The following is a 23,548-nucleotide window of genomic DNA, read 5'->3' as shown; positions in this document are numbered from 1 at the left end:
AAAGTTTTTACGTTGGATACCAACGTTATTTGTTAAAAAAAACTGTTGTAAGTAATAAGGAACGGGTGCGGAATGTACCCGTTTTTTTATGATGCCAGCCGTTAGCTAATTATTAACAAATGACTGGAATCAGTTATTCGTAATTTGCTGTACTTTCGTTTTGAATTATGATGATGTTATCCTCGAATATAAGAACGAATACATTACTTTGTTGCCTGCTGATCTTCGCTTCTTGCGGCCACCCGAAACAAGCCCCGAAGGAACAAGAGATCGTGCAGGATACCCGTCAATTAGATGAAATTATCCATGAAAATATCGCGGAAAGAATCGAGTATATAAACGCCAACGACGGTGTTATGGAAGATAGTATCGCAAGTTTTCCGGGTAATATATTGATACGGGTATATGAAGGTAATCAGTATAAACCCAAATGGTCATCAAATGGCGTTCCCAACAAATCTTTACCGGAGCTTATTCAAAAGATTAATACGGCGGATTTGCTCGGCTTGTTTCCCGGCAATTACCACCAGCAAAGCCTCTCTAAAGCCTGGCAAAAAATAGAAAGCGATTCTATTGCAAGGAAAGATGCTGCCTTATGGGCAAAGGTAGATGTTATGGCTTCCGATGCATACCTGAAGATGATGCAAGATTTGCATTTCGGTATGTTTCCCAGGGACAGCAATACACTAAGGAAAGATTCCACCTTCGATGAACAACGATTAATGGAACAATTGCAAATTGCCAGCTCAAATGCGGGGTTGCAAAATACCCTGGACTCTTTAGAGCCGAAACATCCGGGATACCGGGATTTAAAGAACGCATTTTCGGCATTCAAGACCTATTATCAAGGTTTGCATTGGGATACATTGCCCTTAGAATATTCCGATACGGTGGCATTCCGGATATTGTTAGCCAATAGGCTGGTTCAAACTTTCCACCTCGATACTTCCGGTGGAATAGGTTATGATTCTTTGGCCATCGTAAAAGCCGTCAAATCATTCCAACATGAATTTAGTTTATACCCTGATGGCATCGCGGGAAAGAAAACCATCGATCTATTAAATAGGAAATATACAGGCTGGTTTTTACAATACGCCGTTAATATGGATCGTTGGCGCAAGTTGCCCGATTCTTTACCTGCAAGGTATTTATGGGTGAATGTTCCGGCTTACCAATTAGATGTCTATGAAGACAGCATCCCGGTGGTGCATTCGAGGATTATCGTGGGTACTTCCAGGAATAAAACACCTTTATTGGCCTCTTCCATGACCAACTTTGTATTATATCCATACTGGAGAGTGCCTTACAGTATTATTTACAAGGAAATGTTGCCGAAGATAAAGAAAGATGTGAACTACTTAATTGAAAACAGGCTGGAGGTAATTGATAGGAACGGGGAGATCGTGAATCCTCATGATGTGGATTGGCAACAATTGAATAAAAAGCATTTCCCTTACGTGTTACGGCAAGTGGATGGGGAAGATAATTCCTTGGGGATTATTAAGTTTAACTTCAGTAACAGGCATAGCGTTTATTTGCATGATACGAACAACCGGAATTTATTCAAAAACTCTTTCCGCTCCTTGAGCCATGGTTGCGTGCGGGTGCAAAATTGGGACACCTTGGCCATGTACCTGGTAAAAGATGATACCAGCCGTCTTGCAAGGAGGGATAGCGTTAGGACCTGGTTAGTAAGAGGTGCGAAAAAGCAAGTGAATTTTAAAGATCGCCTACCGATTTTTATCCGGTATTTTACTGCCGTTGCAGAGGATAAGCATATCAGGTTTTACGAGGATATTTACGGCATGGATCGTTCGATTATTGATCAATATAAATTGATTCATACCAAGGGGAAGGCGATGTTTTAAATGTATTCCCCGCGGTGATAAACGTGTAGAGCCAAGGCATGCCTTGGCTCTACATAAAATAAAATATCAAAAATTCTTCTTACGCCAATTTCGCTTTCAAGCCGTTATCGATCGCTTCCAAGAATTCTTCGGTATATAAATAATCTTTACCGTGTTCTACTTTACTACCGTGGATACAAACGGCCAAGTCTTTCGTCATTTTACCGCTTTCAACAGTTTCGATACAAACTTGTTCCAAAGTTTGGCAGAAATGAATCAACTCTTGGTTGTTATCTAATTTACCACGGAATTCCAAACCGCGGGTCCATGCAAAGATGGAAGCAATCGGGTTGGTAGAAGTTGGTTTACCTGCTTGGTGATCGCGGTAGTGGCGGGTAACGGTACCGTGGGCAGCTTCCGCTTCCATGGTTTTACCATCGGGCGTAACGAGGGTAGAAGTCATCAAACCGAGGGAACCGAAGCCTTGTGCAACGGTATCGGATTGAACATCACCATCATAGTTTTTACAAGCCCATACGAAGTTACCATGCCATTTCAAAGCGCTGGCCACCATATCATCGATCAGGCGGTGCTCGTAAGTAAGCCCGTTCTTATCGAACTCGGCCTTAAATTCATTTTGGTAAACATCTTCAAAGATATCTTTAAAGCGACCATCATATTTTTTAAGGATCGTGTTCTTAGTACTGAGGTACAGGGGCCATTTTTTCATCAAGGCTTGGTTGAAGCAAGCCCTTGCGAAACCACGGATAGATTCATCGGTGTTGTACATGGCTAATGCAACGCCATCGCCTTGGAAGTTATATACTTCGTGTTCGATTACTTCACCGTTTTCACCTTCAAATTTTATAGTGAGCTTACCTTTTCCCTTGGTAAGAAAATCTGTAGCGCGGTATTGATCACCGAAAGCATGACGACCGATGCAGATAGGCGCAGTCCAGTTAGGCACTAATCTCGGAACGTTGCTCATCACGATAGGCTCGCGGAAAACTGTTCCATCCAGGATATTACGGATGGTACCGTTAGGAGATTTCCACATTTGTTTCAGGTTGAATTCCTTCACGCGGGCTTCGTCCGGGGTAATGGTGGCACATTTGATACCAACGCCGTATTGACGGATCGCATTTGCCGCGTCAACGGTAACCTGGTCGTTGGTAGCATCCCTATGTTCCATACCTAAATCGAAATACTTGATATCGAGATCTAAATATGGTGTGATCAATTTGTCTTTGATAAACTTCCAGATGATGCGTGTCATTTCGTCACCATCCAATTCTACTACAGGGTTTGCAACTTTAATTTTTGTAGACATTTCAGGATTTTTAATAAATTATATGATAATAACAAGGCAGAACCCCTTTTCCGCCCTCCAGTTTAAACCCCTAATATACAAAGTAGCTATGTAATAATCAAACTATTACATATGTTTGATAATCTCGTCTGCGAACTCGCTACATTTCACGAGGGTGGCATCGTCCATCAATTTGTAGAAGTCGATCGTAACGCGCTTTCTCATGATGGCAGTACTCAAGCCTTCAACGATAATGTTCGCAGCTTCTTTCCAGCCCATGTATTCGAACATCATCACGCCGCTTAAAATCACGGAGGATGGGTTCATGGTATCCGTGTTGGCAAAACGCGGGGCAGTACCGTGCGTGGCTTCGAATACGGCATGACCGGTGGCATAGTTGATATTAGCACCCGGCGCGATACCGATACCGCCGACTTCCGCGGCCAATGCATCGGAGATATAATCACCGTTGAGGTTCAAGGTTGCCACGACGGAATAATCTTGCGGCGCCAGCAGGATTTGTTGCAGGAAGTTATCAGCAATAACATCTTTGATCAAGATTTTACCGTGGGCTAGTGCGATGTTCAGCTCCTTGTTGGCAGCTTCTTCACCTTCGGCTTTCTTGGTCGCTTCCCATTGTTCCCAGGTATAAACAGCATCGCCGAATTCCCTGGCAGCCAGGGCATAACCCCAGTTTTTGAAACCACCTTCGGTAAATTTCATGATATTACCCTTATGAACGAGGGTAACAGAAGGTTTTTTGTGATCGATGGCATATTGGATAGCCGCGCGGATCAATCTTTCAGAACCTTCAACAGATACCGGCTTGATGCCGAATGAAGAAGTTTCAGGGAAACGGATATTCTTAACTCCCAGCTCGTTTTGCAGGAAGTGCAATAATTTTTTAGCTTCCGGGGAATCGAACTTATACTCAATCCCGGCATAAATATCTTCCGTGTTTTCGCGGAAAATCACCATGTCAACCAGTTCCGGGTGCTTCACGGGTGAAGGCACCTTGTTGAACCAACGGATCGGGCGAACACAGGCATATAGATCCAAGGTTTGGCGCATGGCCACGTTCAGGGAACGGATACCGCCGCCTACGGGGGTAGCCAATGGTCCCTTGATAGATACGATATATTCGGAAAGGGCGTCTAAAGTAGCTGCTGGCAACCATTCCCCTGTTTGTTGGAATGCTTTTTCACCTGCTAATACCTCTTTCCACGCTACTTTTTTACTGTCGCCATAAGCTTTCTTTATAGCTGCATCAAATACGCGAACGCTGGCACGCCAGATATCTGGGCCAATGCCATCGCCTTCAATAAATGGAATAATTGGATGGTTCGGAACTATTACCTGGCCATTATTCATCGTGATTTTTTCTCCCGGCATAAAACACTTTATTTACACTTTACGAATGTATGTTTAGCACCGCAAAGGTAAAACATTTAAAACTAAGAAGCTGTTAAATATAAAGGGTAATAAAATCTCTTGATCCTTATTGGTGGCTTATTTCCTCGTATTGTTAAAAAAAATATGGCTTATGTTTCAATTCATCTTATTTTGGGGGCTGATTTTACAACCAACCATAAATTCAACCGTTATGAGAAGCGAACATGAGCAACATGAACTCAGTTACCTGGCCCTTGGCGATAGCTATACCATCGGGGAAAGCGTTGCCGATACCGAACGTTTTCCCATGCAGACTGTAGAACTGCTTCGCAGGAAAGGCCTCTCGGTACAGCAGCCCAGGATCGTAGCTACTACTGGCTGGACAACGGACGAGCTGGAAGCGGGGATCGTCTTAGCCGGTATTGAACCGACATATGACCTCGTGACACTGCTGATCGGCGTTAATGATCAATACCGTGGCAGGAGCGTGCAGGAATATGAACCGGCATTCGAAAAGCTGCTCCGGGCAGCTATCGCATTCGCAGGCGGGGAACGTAACCATGTCTTCGTTCTGTCCATACCCGATTGGGGTGTAACACCCTTTGCAGAAGGGCGCGATCGCCAGCAGATTGCCTTCGAAATCGATGCTTATAATGCCGTCAATAGGAGGATTGCCCAAAAAGAGGGGGTTGCTTACCTGGATATTACCCCCGGTACGAGGCTAGCTACTTCGGATCCATCGTTGGTAGCAGGGGACGGGCTGCATCCTTCCGGCAAGGAATATACCGCCTGGGCACAGCAGTTGGCGCCGATGATCCTGAAAGTTATGCAACGGTAAAACTATATATGATACAAATTGTTTACATTGCTGAGAGTCAAAAAATATCCATTTATGGAAGCACATGTAGTTAAAATCCTGAAAATCGATCAAGTTACGCACAACGTAAAGCGTTTTAAAGTTGAAAAACCGGCTGGATATAAGTTTATACCCGGTCAAGCTACGGATGTTTGTATTAACCAGCCGCGTTGGGACGAACAATTGCGTCCTTTCACTTTCACGGCCCTCAACGATTGGGATCACCTCGAATTTACCATCAAGATGTATAAAGATCATGATGGGGTGACCCACCACCTCGATAGCCTGAATGTTGGCGATAGCCTCATCATCCATGATGTTTGGGGAGCAATCCAATATAAGGGAGAAGGGGTTTTCATCGCCGGGGGAGCCGGTGTTACTCCTTTTATCGCGATCTTTCGCCAACTATACAAGGATGGCAAAGTGGGTAATAATAAATTACTGTTCTCCAATCAAACGGTTAATGATATCATCCTGAAAGATGAATTTCAAAAGATGCTCGGTAAGAATTTTATCAATATTATTACCAAGCAGAAGGTGGATGAATACGATTACGGTATCATCAATGAAGATTACCTCAAAAAGAAGATCAGTAACTTCAACCAACCTTTTTATATCTGTGGCCCAGATGCCATGGTAACTTCATTGTCCAAAACCTTGGAAAACCTTGGCGCTGAAACAGTAGTGGTTGAAATGTAACATTATCATTCTCCTGATATAATCCCCCGTGAATGTGAAAGGTACATTTTCGGGGGATTTTTATATGTAATTGCTGCCGGCTCATCAGAAGCCGGTACGGGGTAATAAAAAAGCTTTCTATGAGCTGGAATCCGGCAATTCACCGGTTATTTTCCGGGCAGTGGAAATTTCACCGATGATTTACCTGCTTTTACCTAGATTCTGATCTATTTAGCCTAAGCTGTATTGCCTGGGCTTTACCAGGATCCTATTTTTGTTGTACAAATTTAAAATATATGAACATGGAAGATCGTCATAAAGAGTATAACTACGAACGTAACATGCGCAAGCGTAATGGTAATAGCAGCCTTTGGGGAGGACTAGTGCTGGTATTGATTGGCTTGTTCCTGATCCTTAAGAGGTTGAACCTTCATCTACCGGATTGGTTATTTTCCTGGGAGATGATCCTGATCGTAATAGGTGTGTTGGTAGGTTTGAAGAATAATTTTAAAGGCTCCGGCTGGTTAATCTGTATCGTTATCGGCGCCGTATTTATGCTTCACGATGTCCTGCCATGGTGGCCTGATGAAATGAGGAAATTTACCTGGCCTTTACTGATCGTCCTGGCAGGAGTATTAATTATCGTGAATGGCACTAAAAGAAACGTGACCCGGTCGATGGTAATAGAAGGGGGCAACGCGGAAGATTATATCAACGCCACCGCGATTTTCGGTGCAGCCAATAGGAACGTGATGTCAAAAAGTTTCAAGGGAGGACAAATTACGGCAATCTTCGGCGGTGTAGATGTGAATTTTAATAATGCAGATTTCGAAGGGGAGGTTGTCCTGGATATATTTGCAACGTTCGGTGGTGTCGATATAGTTGTGCCCGCCAATTGGGAAGTTGTGATGGAAGTAAAAACATTGTTCGGCGGTGTAGACGATAAAAGGCAGCCCGCTTATGCCCAGGAGCCATACACAAAACGCTTGATTATTACAGGTAACTGTACGTTCGGCGGTATTGAATTGAAAAGTTATTAATACGGTACCCCGCTGTATGTGGCGGGGACTGATCCATCCTTAACAAGACTAAAATTTATTTTATGCAGTGGTTTGTAGCAAAGGTGGTGTACCAGGTAATATGTGGCAAGGGAGATCATGCAGCACAGTTCGATGAACAACTGCGTTTGATCAGCGCGGAGAATAAAACCGAGGCTTGGCGAAAGGCTAATTCCATCGGTCAACAAGAGCAGTACGCATTTAAAAACCAGAAGCAAGAACTCGTGGAATGGCGTTTTATCAATGTTCCGGAGTTAGTGAACCTGGTTGAACTGAAAGATGGTATGGAGCTTTATTCCCGCGTGGAAGAACCGCAAGATGCCAATACTTACATGGCACTACAACAAATGAAAGCAACACAATTGCAAGAGCAAAAGTTCTTAGACATCAATATATAATACCTATAAATCCTAACTGTTTTGGCAAAACGCTTATTTGCATTTTCAACATCGCGGTGGAGCTTCGGGATCATCTGGCTATTGATTACTATCTGCCATATAGCCCTGTTGTATTTTTGGTTCGGACTTCCCATCTCTGTCGCGGTGGCCGACAGCGCCATTCATAATATACTGTTGGCATGGACGATCATAGGCATGAGCCAATATTTTGCTTATTACAGGCCAGTTAGGGGCAGATATCTTTTCCTGGTATCCGTCAGTGCAGCCCTTTCCGCCATTTGGGTAGTGCTCTGTTCATGGATACTAGGTAAGATATTTGCGATGGATTTGTATTACCTCGAATGGTTGAATAATTCGATGCCGATATTTTTCGTGTATTGTTGGATATTGAACCTCTCGATGGGCCTACTAAGTACCTTCTGGTATGAAATGCAGGAAAAGCAAGAAGCGCTAGCCAGGAAGGAAACGAACGAGAAGATGGCGCGCGAAGCGGAGCTATATAAATTGCGGCAGCAGTTACAACCGCATTTCCTGTTCAATAGTTTGAACTCGATTAATGCTTTAATTGCCATGCGCCCGATGGAGGCCCGCGAGATGATTACGAAGTTATCCGAATTTTTGCGGGGAACATTGAAGAAAGAAGATCAACAATGGGTAAAGTTTGAAGATGAAATTCAATACCTAACTTTATACCTTGATATCGAGAAAGTACGCTTTAGGCACAGGCTCAAAACGGTGATTGAATTTCCACCGGAAGCCTCTACCATGTTGGTGCCACCGATGATTTTACAACCCGTTGTTGAAAATGCGATCAAGTTCGGATTGTATGATACCACGGGGGAGATTACGATCAGCATTCAAGCAACCGTGGCAGAGAAGGCGCTGAGCGTACATATTACGAATCCCTTCGATGAACAATTACATAAAAGCACCCAGAAGGGGACAGGATTCGGATTGAAATCGATCGATAGGCGCTTATACTTGTTATTTGCAAGGAATGATTTATTGAATACGCAGATCCATGACAACTTATTTACAACAACGATTAAAATCCCGCAGCCTTAATGGACAAGAAGAAAGTAATAGTAATAGATGATGAGCCTTTAGCAAGGGAATTATTGATGGAGTACCTTGGGTCATTTCCTCAAATCGAAATGGTACAGGAATGCAATGATGGGTTCGAAGGTTTGAAAGCTATTCAACAGTATCAACCCGACCTGGTTTTCCTAGATATCCAGATGCCGAAAATTAACGGTTTCGAAATGTTGGAATTGGTGGAAAAGATGCCCGCCGTGATTTTTACAACAGCTTTTGAAGAATACGCGCTGAAAGCATTCGAAGTTCATGCCGTAGATTACTTGCTCAAACCCTTTTCCAAGGAGCGTTTCGATAAAGCGGTACAAAAATGGTTGGACGGGCAACTGGTATTGCAGCAGGAAAATGCTACGCAGGAACTATTGGAAACCGCATCTCAACAAATGCCGGCACAGCACAATAGGGTAGTAGTGAAGATCAATGGTAAGATCAAAATAATACCGGTAATTGATATACAATATATTGAAGCAGCCGATGATTATGTGAGACTAGTAACGCAGGAAGGTTCATTTTTAAAGAATAAAACGATGAGTTTCTTTGAAAGCTTTTTAGATGCACAGCAATTTACGCGGGTGCACCGTTCTTATATCTTGAACGTCAGCCAGATTACCCGGATTGAGCCTTATGAAAAAGATACGCACCTGGCCATTTTGAGGAGCGGCGAGAAAATCCCAGTAAGTAAAACCGGATATCCTAAATTGAAATCTATCTTGGGTTTATAGTAATCGCTCAAAAATTTTTTCTAATTGTTGCTTCGGCAAAATTTTCTGTCCTTGTTTACCTTTCGCGATCAAACGCGCCCCTACATATGCTTCGTATTGGCATATGATTTCATTCCCTTGTATGGAAGCTACCGTGGCCGTAAAATCCACGGTAGCACCAACTAGGGCCGGTGCAAGATGTTCGATTGTTAACATGGTGCCGATCCCCTCTTCATCATCTTCCTTCATATCCAGTACAAATAAACGGCAGCACCATTCCGCATCCCTGGCCAATGCAAATGTTGCATATACGGGGTGCACCAGTCCACTTTCGAAACTGGCACAATCTGCCTTCGTAACTACCCTGGAAAAATGACGGGTATCGCCTGGTTTGAAGATCAACTTCATACGATAATCTTAAGAAATTTTTACTCAATTTTATTTTGAAATGGTATATTTAATGAATCAATTTAGTTCTTTTTCATCAAACCCATTTTACCTATGCCTATTAAGAAGATTTTGTTGCCCGTAGCGGTCATTGTATTTAGTTTCCCGGCATTAGCACAGGACCCAACTTTAGAAGAAGTCACAACTAGTGGAAATACGACGTCAAAAAGTATTATTATCAAGAATGCCGATGGTTTAGTGGTAGCCGTAGACCCGGCTTATAACTTTAATGTAACCACGCACAAAATCAAGGCTTCTCCGGAGGAAAGCCGTACCCTTAGGTTTGACTGTAGTTCGATTACGCCAAGCGGGGGGTGGGAGTTTTACAATTCCGGGAGTAGCAGTAGCTTACTGTATGTTAAACAAAATGGGAATGTTGGCATCGGTACGGCCTCTCCCCAATCTACACTCGCGGTGAATGGAGCGATTACTTCTAAAAAAGTTACGGTTGAATTAGAGGGCTGGCCAGATTTTGTGTTCCACCCGGCTTATACTTTCCCGACCTTGCACGAATTGGAATTGTTCATTAAGAAGCACAGGCATTTACCTGGAATCCCACCGGAGAAAGAGGTAGCTGCACAAGGGATCGACCTGGGCGAAATGCAAGCGAAACTATTGCAAAAAGTAGAAGAGATGACCCTTTACCTCATCGAGTTGAATAAGCAATTAGAAAAGCAACAGGATATTATTGAGCAACAACAAGCGCAGTTGGAAGAGCAGGCAAAATTGTTAGAACAGTTATCAAATAATTAGGTCTTGTTGTGATATTTGAAAGGGTTTTGTTTTTTTCTTTAAAGAAAATGTTTATTTTTATCTTGTATTTATTCCATTAACCTATACCGCTAATTTTATGATTTTGCTATCAAAAACCCGATTCCCAATTTGATAATACTACGCCCAGGCTTATTTGGCTTAATCGCCGAATAGAGAAGATCATTTTATATGGTCATATAAAAGTATTTATCCAAATTAATTACACCGCGGTTATCTCGTTGGATTGGCTTCCGACCCGGGAGTGTTTTGCTTAAAATATGCAGGAAAGAATTGCTATGAGCCGCACAATTAGTAACAGCTTACCTATTCGTGAAGAAGACAGCATTATGTGTTTTGCATCCCTGCTTATCGCGTACATGCAATAAAATTAACCTGGTTTAACCTAATTGATATATGAATAACTTCACTAAGTTTATCTTATTATTGGGCGTTGGCATGTTATTAATGAATGTTAAATGTATTTGCCAATTCAATACTAATCTACCCGATATATTACCTCCTTCTCCTGAAGTTGCCAATCTAACAAAGGCAGGTATAGGGGCTGTAGATCAGTCTACAGGCGCTATTAACGCGAGTATTCCCCTTTATACATTAAAAGTAAGGGAAATAGCATTTCCTATTTCACTATCGTATAATAGTCAAGGTATTAAGACGGATGAAGCTTGTTCCAGGGTTGGTTGTGGTTGGAATATTAATTCTGGTGGAGTTATAACGAGGGTTGTCAGGGGGCAACCGGATGAGATGACTCCTTGGTTGGATCCACCTGGACCATTAAATCTATCGAATGCTCAGAATTACAATTATGTCAACTTGATCGCAAGCAATAATTTTTATGATACAGAAGTAGATGAATTTATATACAGTTTTAATGGTTATTCGGGACGGTTCGTAGTCGGGAAGTTTGGACAAGTAATTCAATTAACGAATAGCAACCTGAGGATAGAAATTGACAACAATTACTACAATATTAAGATTACAGATCCCAATGGTATAAAATATTATTTTGGAGGAGCACAGTATGAAGAAACAATCAGCCATAATGTAATATCCCTGTCAGGGACCAGCCCCCATATTAAAACAGGCTATTTCTTGAACAAAATCCTAGCCCCATCTGGTGCCAGCCTGGATTTTGTCTATAGCAGTATAAATACTGAAATTACGAATGGGATGTGGCAAACGGTTACATTCCCGGATAGCGTAAATTCCGGGCCTAGTCCTGTAAACCCGTGCCTTGACTGTCCAGATAATACAACTACCTTGAAAGGTGTCTATAAAACGATCTATAATACTAAATATCTCACTTCTATCGTAGGATCAAATGGGCTGAGCGTAACGTTTTCGTACGAGTCTAGACCGGATCAGACCGGGGATAACAGGTTAATAAGAGCCGTGTTTAACCAAGGTCTAAATTCATTGAAGTCATACCGATTTGAATATTACAATGTACCCGGCCAAGATGGCACTAGTCATGATTTCCTGGGACACCAGGTATTAGTTGGTCGATTTTTTCTAACAAAACTGGTAGATGAGGAACGTAGTTATGATGAATACGGTGAATATACATTCATCGACAGGGAATATATTTTTGATTATTATGATCGCGATGAAGTAGTGATGCCTATTTCGACTCAACAGGATCAATTTGGCTTTGCTAACAATAACAGTAACCAAAGTTTATTACCCCCTTTCAACAATTACACCTTCGGCTCTTTTGCACTAGCGAACAGGAGTTCCAATGCCGATATTGCTAAGAAAGGAATGTTGAAATCGATTATTTATCCAACAGGGGGCAAAGAGGAGTTCACATATGAAGCTAACACTATCAATGAATCTGTTTTACGGAATACCAAGGTTTCTAAGTCCATGTCGATTAAATACGATGAGGGAAGCGCAAATGTTAAAAGCATACTATTTGAAATAAAGAAACCCCAAGATGTTACGTTTTATTACCAATCCTCTTGGGATTCGCTGGATACTACCTCGATACCTCCTTCGTTGAAGTGGTTTAGAATGAGGGTTTACTGGGGTGATTCTACGGTTGTTGACCGTACTTTACTCGGTTTAAAAACGGATTCCTTGGTGGCGTGGTTGGAACCTTACCATAGCTATCGTTTCGAGATAGCCATCCTGAATAACCGGGAAGAAAGCTCCGGTTCAGCAACAATGATTTATGATACGAGCGCTACAAATATTTACGATAGAGTAAATACGGAGGTAAGCGGACTGAGGGTGAGGCAAATTAAAATGACAGACCTTTTTACCGGAACTACTTCAAGCAAGTTTTATACTTACGCGGGGTTAGAGGATTTAACAAAATCGACAGCAATCGCAAACAAGGAAGTGTTTTACCTATCCCGTACTAAGAACCTGAAAACTTGTATAGCTGATTCCAATAGTTTTGTGCTTTATAGGCTGTGTGAATTGAACCTTTATAGTACTAATACCACCTTCAGCGGTTATAACTTTAACGGCAGTCATATTAGTTACAAGAAGATTATAGAAAGCGATGATGAAAATTTTAAAAATGGCGGTACAGAGTACGAGTTTTTTGACCCTGTTCAAGCTTATTCAGATCAAGTTTTTTGGGGCGGCGAACTGCCAAATGTTCCTTCAACCTGTTATGGTACGTTAACGGGTAAAGTCTATAAGACGAAGGTGTTCGACAGTTCTTTCTTTGTATTGAAGGAACGGACAGATAACTACGCGCCACTTTGGATGAGCGGCGATTCAGGTTATGTAACCTCGTATCTGATTAGGAAAAAATATGACATGATAGAATATCCGACCCCGGATTACGACGAGGAAATGGAATCCTTTAACGTGATTCAATACCGGCATACGGGTCGCTGGCTTAAGCTCGCTTCCACAATTGAAAAGGAATACGACCATGCTGGAAATACATTCACAAACGAAACTCTTTATACCTACAATTCAGAAAAAAACATATTGCCATCTGGCATAGTTACGACCGACAGTAGGGGAAGGGAAGTACGTAATAGTGTTACATATCCGACTGACTATGCATCGGGTAGCTTATACAAGAAGATGGTTCAAGTGAACTTGATAGAAAAGCCCATCGAGGAAAATATTTACATAGATAATATATTACAGCAACAGAAAGTAACGGAATATGAACCCGTATTATCAGACAGCTCATTGATTTTACCTTCCGTGGTGAAGTTGAAGGCTTCTCCTAATGATGTCTTGAGAAGTAAAATTGAATTTCAGTTATACGATGAAACCGGAAATCCGCTTCAGTTTAATAAGACAAGTAACGAGTCTTATGCGTATATATGGAACTATAATAAGGAATATGTTGTTGCCCAAGCGATAGGAGCAAAGTTTGCGCAGGTTGCGTATTCAAGTTTTGAAACCGGTGACCAGGGTAATTGGATGATTTCCAGCGGGACCACCATTAATGGCGGGTTCACAGGCTACCAATCTTTTAGTGGTACGGTCACGAAAGATATAACGGATCCGGGAACTTATACTGTAAGCCTTTGGACTAAGCAATCAGCAACGGTTAATGGTCAACCTGGAACACAATTAAAAAATAAGGGAGGTTGGAAATTATTCCGTTATACACTAAATAATCCGTCAACTGTTACGGTTAGCGGCACTGGGATAGATGAATTGAGATTGATACCTCTGGATGCAGTTATGGTAACGAATGTTGTAATACCCGGGGTTGGGATTACCGCCCAAGGCGATGCTAACCATAATTATAAGTTTTATGAATATGATCCAGCCAATAGGCTCCGCTTAGTCAAGGACATAGACGGCAATATATTACAGAAAGCAGATTATAAATATTTGAACATTCCATATTCTAATTCTGATCCCGTTTGGATTGGTACCGGTGAAACCAGGTGCCAAGAATGCAATAGGTTTAAGGGATTCTACACCGGGAAGAGGGAAGAATTACATAGAGATGCTAACGTGAGAAGTAGTACCTATAATCAAACTAAATGGATCGTGGTTGCAGATGATGCTACCTGTGGCCAGGGATGCCCAACATATTCTAACCCTGAAACCCTGTACGCTCGATTCTATAAATCAAACTGTGAAGGGGGGGGCACTGCAAGCTTCACTTATATTATACCGGCAGGAACCGTCTATTCGTATATAAGCGCACAAGATGCGGCAGCGAAAGCTTTACAGAAATTGAATACCGAGGGACAAGCTATTATTGATAGTGTGCCTTGCCCTGCTAGTTGCGGTAACATGGTAGTGGATAACTTTAGTTCCAAGTGCATCAATAATTTGTACGAGGCTGGGCAAATAATTATGAAATCAACGCGCTATGATCAATCAATTGATAAGTATATCTGTACGTATTATTACCAGTTTTCAGATGGTAGCACTTCATTTGACTGGTATGCTATAGGAGATGATATGTGTATTATAGAGCTATAACTATTGTTTAGAAACCCTAATAATTAAAATCCTGTATCTATGAAATATAGATTGATTATAATAACCATTCTGTCAATTTGTTTGGGGATATCTTCCTCTATCAAAGCGCAGGGTATTATCATTAATGGGCCGGAAGTGGTTGGGTCGGGTGTGGAATATTGTTATCAAGGAGTTGATTCGTGTAATAGCGCGGTAATTATTAAAACGAGTATAGGTGTTCAAAGCTTGGTGAGGGAAACATGTTTTATCGAATCACTTGTTGATACGGGTTCACCGAGCCTGATGTCTTCAAATTTAACTTCTGGTACTTTTGTTTATGCTAAAATTACTTTTCTGCCAACCACAATTGAACGTTACGTTTTAATTACGGTATCGAATCAATGCGGTGGGGCAGACACATTGGTCGTATTAGTATTACCTGTTATTTCTAACGTTAGCTTAGCAAATGATATTCAAACAGTACAAGTTAATTATGTGCCTGAACCGATAACGGTGGCTTCAGTAAGTGGTGGCGATGGAGAATATATGTATCAATGGCAGGTGTCTGATGATAATTCAAATTGGTCCGATATCCCGGGCGCGGACTCTTCTAGTTATATTCCCCCTGCTAATGCTTCCCCCGTAATAAAATATTACAGGGTTGTAATTCAATCACATATTTATTCTTATACAAGTAATGCCGCTACAGTACAAACAGTACTTGGACCACCGGTTATTAGCCCTGTAAACCAATGGTTAGGAAATCAATCTAGCATTCAACAATTAACAGCGACGAATGTCAGCGGGGTGCCATTTACTTACCAATGGTATTCTTCAACTGATAGCCTGGTTTGGAAGGCTATTAAGAATGCTAATAGCGCTACTTATACGCCTCAAAATTTGGATCAAACTACTTATTTCAAGCTGGGAGCGAGTATTAACAGTATAAATGTTTTATTTAGTAATGTTGTAACGGTTGGAATATTAAGCCCGGGTATATTTGAAATATCGAAAAAATTGATCGGGTTCAATGAGCCTATAGGGTATTTATATGCAACTGCGGCTAGCGGTAGCCCCGGCGGTTACTCCTACCAATGGCAACAATCAACGGATAGCATTTCCTGGTCCGATATTAGTTCAGCTAATACACTTAACTATTATTATGAAAGTACCATCCACAGTCCTTTGTATATTAGGAGGAAAGTAACGAGTGCGGGCGTAACTTCATATACTGGTGCAGTTAAATTTATTGCTAAAAGTAGTTCTAACACCCCGGATGATAATGCCGCAACGGGGACGGCAGTGTTAAAACCCATCCCAAAATACAATAGTGAGTATAACCCGGATGATATAAATTTCGTTAGAACCAAGCTAGTTAAAAAGCCGGGAGTGTTTGATACTACCGCGGTAAACGCCTTAATAGATCCATTTGAACAGCAGACGGTTACCAAGTATATAGATGGTTTGGGGCGCGAATTTCAAACAGTTGCGGCACAAGCTTCCCCTAATTATGGCGACCTTGTAAGTACGGTGTTTTATGATCAATACGGACGATCTCCCAATGTGTATTTGCCTTATGTAGATGATGCAGGTGATGGATCTTTCAAAATGGATGTACCACAGAAACAACCATCCTTTTATGATAACCTATTCCAAGGAAGCGACTCTTATTACTATTCACAAACCGAATTTGAACCGTCACCGCTCGGGCGCGTATTGAAACAGATGGCGCCGGGCAATAGCTGGACGGGTAACTTGAGGGGTACATCGGTCATTGAACGGTTTAATGCTTACGACGAAGAAGTGAGGATTTGGGTTATAGACTCGGTATCGATGGCAATTCCAATTTCGAGTACTATATATCCAGCAGGCAGGTTAAGGGTGCTTGAATCGAAGGATGAGGATGAAAACAGGGTAATCGAATATAAAGATCTGTCAGGGAAAGTCGTGTTAAAGAAAGTCCAGTTGGTAGCGAATCCCAGTAAAGCGCATATTGGTTGGTTGAATACATATTATGTTTATGATAACATCGGTAATGTAAGGTTTGTAATACCACCCAAGGCAGTAGAAAGTATTTCTGCCGGTTGGGTAATCCCCGCGAATATCAGTAAGGAGCTTTGCTTCCAATATGCTTACGATGCGATGAACCGTATGATTATCAAGAAAGTGCCGGGCGCTGAACCCGTAGAGATGGTTTACGATAACCGGGATCGCCTTGTATTTAGCAGGGATGGAAATTTGAAGGCAAAAAATCATTGGATGCTAACTTTTTATGATGGTCATAATCGCCCGGTAGAAACGGCCCTGTATAATTCAACCGCTAATAGGGCCGGTTTGCAAAATTCGATGAATACTATTGCCGGAACTACAACAGGGCTTATTTCCTATGATACCCCTGTGCCACAAAATTTAGAAGTTGCAGCCCATGATGGAAGAACCGAATACAAAGCAAGTGAAATGATTGTATTCAACGCGGGTTTTGATGCCGGGGGCAATTTTGAAACCATTTTGGGCCCGGGAGTATCTTATTCTACGAATGTTACTGTAACCAACCCCTTGCCTAATATTAACACGGCCAATGTTTATCCTTTAACCTATACTTTTTACGACAATTATGATTATGGATCGGGTGGAGAGGGGAAGCACCCATTCGTAGCTTCTTATTTTAATAAATTGCCCCAAGTAGAGGAGCAATTCCCGGAGCCGGCTGATGAAGCATCTAGTTTAACTACAGGACTGGTAACCGGAACCCGGGTGCGGGTGCTTGAAACAGGAGATTGGACAACAGTAAGTACTTATTATGATGAAAAAGGCCGGGTTATTCAAACTGCAAGCAATAACATGAGTACCGGCGCAGATTATATATCCAGCTTGTATGATTTCAGCGGTAAGGTTTTGAGTACATATTTGCACCACAGGAATGTAGCCAGTAGCCTAACACCGGAATTAAAAGTATTAACAACGATGAATTACGATCACGGGGGAAGGTTGATCAGTGTACATAAGCAATTGAACGATGAGGGAACGTTAAAACGCTTGGATACATTGACTTACGATGCTTTAGGGCAACTGGAGACCAAAACTTTGGGAAATGACCTGGAATCGTTAGATTATGATTATAATATCCGGGGATGGGTTAATGGTATAAATAAATCGTATAGCGAAAATTCAGCCGCACCACATTTCTTCGGGATGGAGTTATTTTACGATCAGGGGTATACAAATAATTCATTTAATGGAAATATAAGCGGTATTAGATGGAGGGGATTTAATGATACTACCCGGAGGTCATATGGCTTTGAATATGATAATAGTAACCGTTTGTTGAAGGCGAAATTTACAGAGCAGTTGGGGAGTACATGGAATACGGGCAACAATATTGATTTTACGGTACCTGTTATCCGGTATGACGCTAATGGAAACATCATGTCATTAAAACGCAGTGGCTTGAATGGAACATCCAGCAATATAATTGATAATTTAACTTACGCTTATTATGATCATTCCAACAAATTAAAAAGTGTTACCGATTCTGTATTTAATCCCAACTCAACCTTGGGGGACTTCAAGGAGGTTACACAAGGACAGGTTACCGATTATGATTACGATCGAAATGGTAATCTTAGATATGATGAAAATAAGGAAATCGACAGTATCCGCTATAATATCTTAAACCTGCCGGAATATATCAGTATTACGGGAAAAGGTACAATCGAGTTTGTTTACGATGCAGCGGGTAATAAATTGAGAAAAACAGTAATCGATCAATCTGTCAGCCCTACAAGAACAACTGTAACGGATTATATATCAGGAGTGATTTATGAGAACGATACCATGCAGTTTTTTACCCATGAAGAGGGGAGGATTAGAGCTGATTATAATTCCGGTCATTTAAACGGATATATATATGATTATTTTGTAAAAGATCACTTAGGTAACGTACGTATGGTGCTAACCGAGCAAACGGATACCAGCATATACCTGGCCACGATGGAAACGGAGAATGCCCCTGTGGAAACAGCGCTGTTTAGCAACATCGACGCGAGCCGTGCGGCGAACCCTTCCGGTTACCCGGCAGCTAGCCCTGGGAACAAGCAGGTGGCAAAGCTGAACGCGAATAACGAAGGCAGCAAGATCGGTCCCTCGCTGGTATTGAAGGTGATGGCCGGAGATACGATCAGCATCGCCGCGAACGCTTTCTATAAATCGGTCACACCCCAAGAACAGTCGGCAGCGAATATCGAGACGGATATCGTGCCGGCCTTGCTGAACGCGCTGGGCGGTGCGGCGCCCCAAAATGCCTTGAAGGGATCGGGGATCACGTCTAGCCCAATCACAGCAGATTTTTACAACAACGCCTACCAGCGTTTGCGGGAGCGCGATAAGGGTGATAATAATACAGATCGGCCAAAAGCCTACCTGAATTTCGTGATGTTCGATGAAAAGTTTAACTTGGTGGAGGGCAACAGCGGCGTGAAGCAGGTGGCCGCGAGCCCTGACGAGCTGCAAACGCTAGCAGAAGGCCAGCTGGTGATGGAAAAGAGCGGCTTCCTGTACGTTTACACGAGTAACGAGAGCGGGCAGGATGTTTACTTCGATAACGTGACGGTGGCGATGCAGAGCGGGCCGGTACTGGAGGAGACGCATTATTATCCGTTTGGGTTGACCATGGCGGGGATCAGTGCAAAGGCACCGGGAAAACTAGAGAATAAGAATGAGAAGTTCCAGGGGCAGCCGTTGGATGATGATCTAGGATTGAACTGGTATGGCTTTAAATGGAGAAATCATGACCCGCAGATAGGAAGGTTTGTTCAAATAGATCCTCTTGCTTCGGAGTATACTTACAATTCAACATATGCTTTTTCGGAAAATCAGGTTACTGCACATGTTGAACTAGAAGGCCTTGAGAAATGGTCCATAAAAAATGGAATTGGAGAATTAGTTAACATTTATGGACCATATGCCAATCAAAATGCTGCACAACAGCACTTTGATGACAATCTCACGACAAGTGGCCGCGCATTCACTTTGGGGAACGGAGGATTTGTGGAAAGTAATCGTGTTACTCCAAATAGAGTGGAAGCTCTGGAGAGAGGAAACCTAGGTGATGTTAATGGCGTAGTTCTGCATAGAACAGCTTCAAGTTCGACGGAGGGTACTCTACGGGCGTTTCAAAATGGTAGGGACGGTGTAAACTATGGCACACATTTTTTAGTGGGGAAAGATGGAGAGATTCTTCAAACTGCAAGTTTAGAATCTTATACGTTGCATGTAGGGAAAGTAAGAAATAAAACATACCCAACCAATTCTAATGCCATTGGAATTGAGGTCGTCGGCAATTACGATTATAAGGCCAAAAGTTGGGAACCTCTTACTAATGCTCAAATAACGTCTACTGCTTTTCTAACTAATAGCTTGAAGCAAACATATAACTTAACAAATGCACAGGTGTACAATCATGAGGATATTTCCTATAAAACTAAAGACGAAGGTCGGGTGGTGATGAATGCAATATCTCAATATTTAGCACCGCCGTCTCAGAATACTTCTAGTAACAAAACCCCATGGTGGATGCAGTATTTAAACAGATAATTTATGAAACTGAACTTCTTAATTCTTCTTATAAGCTTGCTCAATATACTAATCTCTTGTAAGGTCAAGCCACGTACCTTAAAAAAGGAACAGGATCATACTAAGATGAAAGATACAAGTGTAGTCGCTAAGAATGATACATTGGTGAAAGGAAAGACTACAAAAAAAATTGAGATTAAACCCAACTCCATCATAAACGTTAAATCTACAAACTGGACCTTAAACGAGGCTCCACCAGATGATATAATGGTCTCTAAATGCAAAAACTGGAGCTTATCGCCAGCATCAATTGTAACAATAATCAAAAGCGGAGAATCAATTAATATGCATGATTTCTCCTATTTATACTATGTATTACCATGCGAAATAAAAGGACAGATAGAGATTGACAGCAGCCTTTATAGCTATAGAGTAAATGCAGGATCATTTTTTACTATTTCAAATGAAGATACGACATATTTTTATGGGTGTAATTCCCCACAATGCAGGAAATTCTTTCTAATGGGTGGAGGAAATCCTAAAGATATTGAGTAGTTGAGCAGTTCTAGTCTCGGGCCGTGGAGGAGACGCACTATTATCCATTTGGGTTGACGATGAAGGGGATTAGCAGTAAAGCAATTTACAGTCCTGAGAACAAGTATCAGTATAATGGTAAAGAGTTGCAGAGTAAGGAGTTCGCAAACGGAAGTGGTCTTGAATGGTATGATTATGGGGCCAGGATGTACGACCAGCAGATCGGAAGATGGCATGTTGTTGACCCGATGGCGCAAAAACGTTATTGGGTAACTTCATACAACTATGTACAGAATAATCCTATGATTAGAATAGACCCCAATGGTTTGACGGATTACATACTGAATAAAAAAACAGGTGAGATAAAACAAGTAGGTGAGAAAAATGATGATCCTGATAGAATACTGAAATCAAAAACAAACAAAAAGGGCGAAGTTGTACTTAAGACTAAAAAAAATGGCAAGCCTAAAATAGCGATCGGTGAAATAGAAAAAGGAATTCTAAAAGACGGAATAAATTTTCAAAAAAATGATAACGTTATTACCGTTGGTGGAAAAGGGCAACCGTCAGTTGATGGAGTTAAATCTTTTACATTACAGCTTTCAGAGTATGTTGGAAAGGAAATCAAAGGCTATTCGTATTCGTCTGATGGTTCCAAAAATGTTACTGATATGGTATTAGGAAAATATGTAAACAACGAATAAGATAAACCATTTGGTAATGTCATAGAACTACAAAAAAAATACGGGAATAATTTTTCTAGTAATAATATTTTACAAGAATTTTCATACACATCCTGATGGTAAGTTAGGTGCAACTCAATCTGACCCGGGACTTTCACAAGACGTTAGAAGTCTAAAAGGGCAGAAGCCATTAATACCCAATGCAAGTTTTATTATTTTGTATAGAATTGCAGGCCAGGTAAGATCAGGAGAATACGATTATACTCATGAATATATACCGTAAAAAGATTGAAGATAGGATGAAGAAATTAATTATCACCTTGATTTTAATCACCGCTTCAACAGTTAGTCTTTATTCACAAAATAAAACAATCAAGGGGCGAGTAATTTCTGATGATTTTGAAATAGTACCATTAGCGTTAATCATGATTAATGATACGGTTGAAGTTGGTAGAACAGATTCAAATGGTTTTTTCCAAATAGACATCCCTGTTTCCGTGAAAAAAATATTATTTAGGGATGTTGGATTTGAGCAGGTAACAATAGCGTTTGTAGATACATGTGATGAAGTTGAGGTTGTGATGATGTTAAGCGGTACTTATGATTTTCGAACTCTCAAGAAAGTTGATAAACTTCGAATGAAAAAATTTAAGAAGCTACCAGAATTACATAGAGAAGCATTTGAGAAAGGCATATTTAAAACTGATAAAGCTTGCTATATACAAGAGTTTATACCTTATTATAAGAAAAAGCAAAGGTGATATTAGGGGGTGACTAAAAAGCTGTTTAAATTTCTTAACAACTCATTTTAGAAGAATACTAATGAATGCTACTTGGATGAACGCAACAGATGATTCAGGTAGCTGTTTCTTTTAGTTTTTGATCTTGGTAAATTTTTAGATATGAGTATTAAATTAAAAAGATTAATTCGGATACTTCCATTCGCTGTTGTACTTGTACTTGTGACGATCGGATGGTGGCGTATTTTGAATATCACATATCTTGCTAGGGTTAGAAATGGTATAGCAGCGATTCTAGTATTAATTAATCTTTTGATGTTCCTTTTCAGCTATCGTTTAGCGATTTTGTTTACAGGAATCATTTTATTGCTTTGTACCTTAAATTTAGCGTCGTTCACATTAGAAATTAGGACAGAGTCTTATTCTTTGTCATTTGGAGGTTTTAGTGTTTCCACACCAGAATTTCAGCCTTGGGCACTTCTGCTTTTAGCCGTTTATTTAGTAATTAATCTCCGTTTTCTTTTAAACTCCTTTGGTAAATATGGCTCCGCAATAAAATAAATCGATTTGATTATAAAATGAAAAGTTGAATACCTCTACGAAGCGTGCACAATATGGAGTGCGGGTTTTGTTATTTAGCATATACTTTATGCGCTTTGCAGTCCCGCAGGTAAGTATCGATCATATTAAATAGGGTTGCCATGGTAATGCTACTTATCAGTTTTATTTGACAAAATTTGTCAACATGCCTACAAACGATCAGTTTAGGTTTGTAAATACTATAAGATGCCGGTTCCTAATGCCGCAGGTACTTTGTAAAGATAAAAAAATGCATCAAGAAGCATTTTAAGATTTGGTTGCTTTTATACATGAACAGTCAAGAAGATATGAAGTTTCAATTACTTTGGATACTTCTATTGAGAATGACCTTGGCCTGACCGGTGATGATGGAGAAGCGCTAATTTTAGCATTTAGGAAACGCTATAATGTAAATATTGATTATTTTTACATTACCAAGTATGATGAACCAGAAGACCCTTCGCCAATTCCATTTGTTTATTATTGATAAA

The 23,548-nt window shown here is 41.1% G+C and carries 18 protein-coding genes; 15 read left to right on the top strand and 3 right to left on the bottom strand.

The genetic code is table 11. The features are described from left to right. The first annotated feature begins 167 nt into the window (after positions 1-167). Complete coding sequence (locus COR50_RS21870; protein ID WP_098195976.1) at positions 168-1,868, top strand: L,D-transpeptidase family protein; 1,701 nt, start codon at positions 168-170, stop codon at positions 1,866-1,868. 79 nt (positions 1,869-1,947) lie between these two features. Here COR50_RS21870 and COR50_RS21865 read toward each other — a convergent pair whose 3' ends face one another. Further along, positions 1,948-3,177, bottom strand: coding sequence for an NADP-dependent isocitrate dehydrogenase (locus COR50_RS21865; RefSeq protein ID WP_098195975.1), 1,230 nt, complete (start codon positions 3,175-3,177; stop codon positions 1,948-1,950). A gap of 105 nt (positions 3,178-3,282) precedes the next feature. Beyond that, entirely contained in the window at positions 3,283-4,548 is a 1,266-nt protein-coding gene (gene icd, locus COR50_RS21860; protein WP_098195974.1) for an NADP-dependent isocitrate dehydrogenase, read from the bottom strand. A 211-nt stretch (positions 4,549-4,759) separates the two neighbouring features. On the opposite strand from icd, the gene COR50_RS21855 reads away from it, so the two are divergent. The 6 genes from COR50_RS21855 to COR50_RS21830 all read left to right on the top strand — a co-directional run bounded on the left by COR50_RS21855 (position 4,760) and on the right by COR50_RS21830 (position 9,355). Next, complete coding sequence (locus COR50_RS21855) at positions 4,760-5,386, top strand: SGNH/GDSL hydrolase family protein (RefSeq protein WP_098196361.1); 627 nt, start codon at positions 4,760-4,762, stop codon at positions 5,384-5,386. Positions 5,387-5,440: 54 nt separating this feature from the next. After that, positions 5,441-6,103: an FAD-binding oxidoreductase gene (locus COR50_RS21850; protein WP_098195973.1), complete on the top strand. Its 663-nt coding sequence runs from the start codon at positions 5,441-5,443 to the stop codon at positions 6,101-6,103. 281 nt (positions 6,104-6,384) lie between these two features. Then, positions 6,385-7,122 (top strand): LiaF transmembrane domain-containing protein, encoded by a 738-nt coding sequence (locus tag COR50_RS21845; RefSeq protein WP_157761061.1) that lies wholly within the window; start codon positions 6,385-6,387, stop codon positions 7,120-7,122. A 62-nt stretch (positions 7,123-7,184) separates the two neighbouring features. Next, positions 7,185-7,538, top strand: a complete 354-nt coding sequence (locus COR50_RS21840) for a DUF4288 domain-containing protein (RefSeq protein ID WP_098195971.1) — start codon at positions 7,185-7,187, stop codon at positions 7,536-7,538. A 21-nt stretch (positions 7,539-7,559) separates the two neighbouring features. Then, positions 7,560-8,603 carry a sensor histidine kinase gene (locus COR50_RS21835; protein ID WP_098195970.1) on the top strand — a complete coding sequence of 348 codons (1,044 nt, stop codon included), beginning with the start codon at positions 7,560-7,562 and terminating at the stop codon, positions 8,601-8,603. Continuing rightward, a complete protein-coding gene (locus COR50_RS21830; protein ID WP_098195969.1) occupies positions 8,603-9,355 on the top strand; it encodes a LytR/AlgR family response regulator transcription factor in 753 nt (250 codons plus the stop codon). The genes COR50_RS21835 and COR50_RS21830 overlap by 1 nt, the downstream gene beginning before the upstream one ends. Here COR50_RS21830 and COR50_RS21825 read toward each other — a convergent pair. Continuing rightward, entirely contained in the window at positions 9,350-9,742 is a 393-nt protein-coding gene (locus COR50_RS21825) for a thioesterase family protein (RefSeq protein WP_098195968.1), read from the bottom strand. The genes COR50_RS21830 and COR50_RS21825 overlap by 6 nt on opposite strands. A 93-nt stretch (positions 9,743-9,835) precedes the next feature. On the opposite strand from COR50_RS21825, the gene COR50_RS21820 reads away from it, so the two are divergent. The 8 genes from COR50_RS21820 (at position 9,836) to COR50_RS22800 (ending at position 23,544) form a co-directional block, all read left to right on the top strand. Beyond that, the gene (locus COR50_RS21820; RefSeq protein WP_098195967.1) at positions 9,836-10,534 is read left to right on the top strand and encodes a hypothetical protein; all 699 of its coding nucleotides are present in this window, start codon (positions 9,836-9,838) and stop codon (positions 10,532-10,534) included. A 414-nt stretch (positions 10,535-10,948) separates the two neighbouring features. Next, entirely contained in the window at positions 10,949-14,971 is a 4,023-nt protein-coding gene (locus COR50_RS21815; protein WP_098195966.1) for a DUF5977 domain-containing protein, read from the top strand. 39 nt (positions 14,972-15,010) lie between these two features. Then, positions 15,011-20,542, top strand: a complete 5,532-nt coding sequence (locus COR50_RS21810; protein WP_098195965.1) for a DUF6443 domain-containing protein — start codon at positions 15,011-15,013, stop codon at positions 20,540-20,542. Between the two features lie 3 nt (positions 20,543-20,545). Beyond that, positions 20,546-21,076 carry a hypothetical protein gene (locus COR50_RS21805; RefSeq protein ID WP_098195964.1) on the top strand — a complete coding sequence of 177 codons (531 nt, stop codon included), beginning with the start codon at positions 20,546-20,548 and terminating at the stop codon, positions 21,074-21,076. 23 nt (positions 21,077-21,099) lie between these two features. After that, positions 21,100-21,759 (top strand): RHS repeat domain-containing protein, encoded by a 660-nt coding sequence (locus COR50_RS21800; protein ID WP_262496279.1) that lies wholly within the window; start codon positions 21,100-21,102, stop codon positions 21,757-21,759. 278 nt (positions 21,760-22,037) lie between these two features. Further along, positions 22,038-22,499, top strand: coding sequence for a carboxypeptidase-like regulatory domain-containing protein (locus COR50_RS21795; protein WP_157761060.1), 462 nt, complete (start codon positions 22,038-22,040; stop codon positions 22,497-22,499). Between the two features lie 141 nt (positions 22,500-22,640). Next, on the top strand, positions 22,641-23,039 hold the full coding sequence (locus COR50_RS21790) for a hypothetical protein (RefSeq protein ID WP_098195962.1): 399 nt from the start codon (positions 22,641-22,643) through the stop codon (positions 23,037-23,039). A 292-nt stretch (positions 23,040-23,331) separates the two neighbouring features. Then, entirely contained in the window at positions 23,332-23,544 is a 213-nt protein-coding gene (locus COR50_RS22800) for a DUF1493 family protein (RefSeq protein ID WP_098195961.1), read from the top strand. Positions 23,545-23,548 lie beyond the last annotated feature (4 nt).

The organism is Chitinophaga caeni (assembly GCF_002557795.1).
GTDB classification, from domain to species: domain Bacteria; phylum Bacteroidota; class Bacteroidia; order Chitinophagales; family Chitinophagaceae; genus Chitinophaga; species Chitinophaga caeni.
This window is presented reverse-complemented; position numbering and strand designations above follow the sequence as displayed.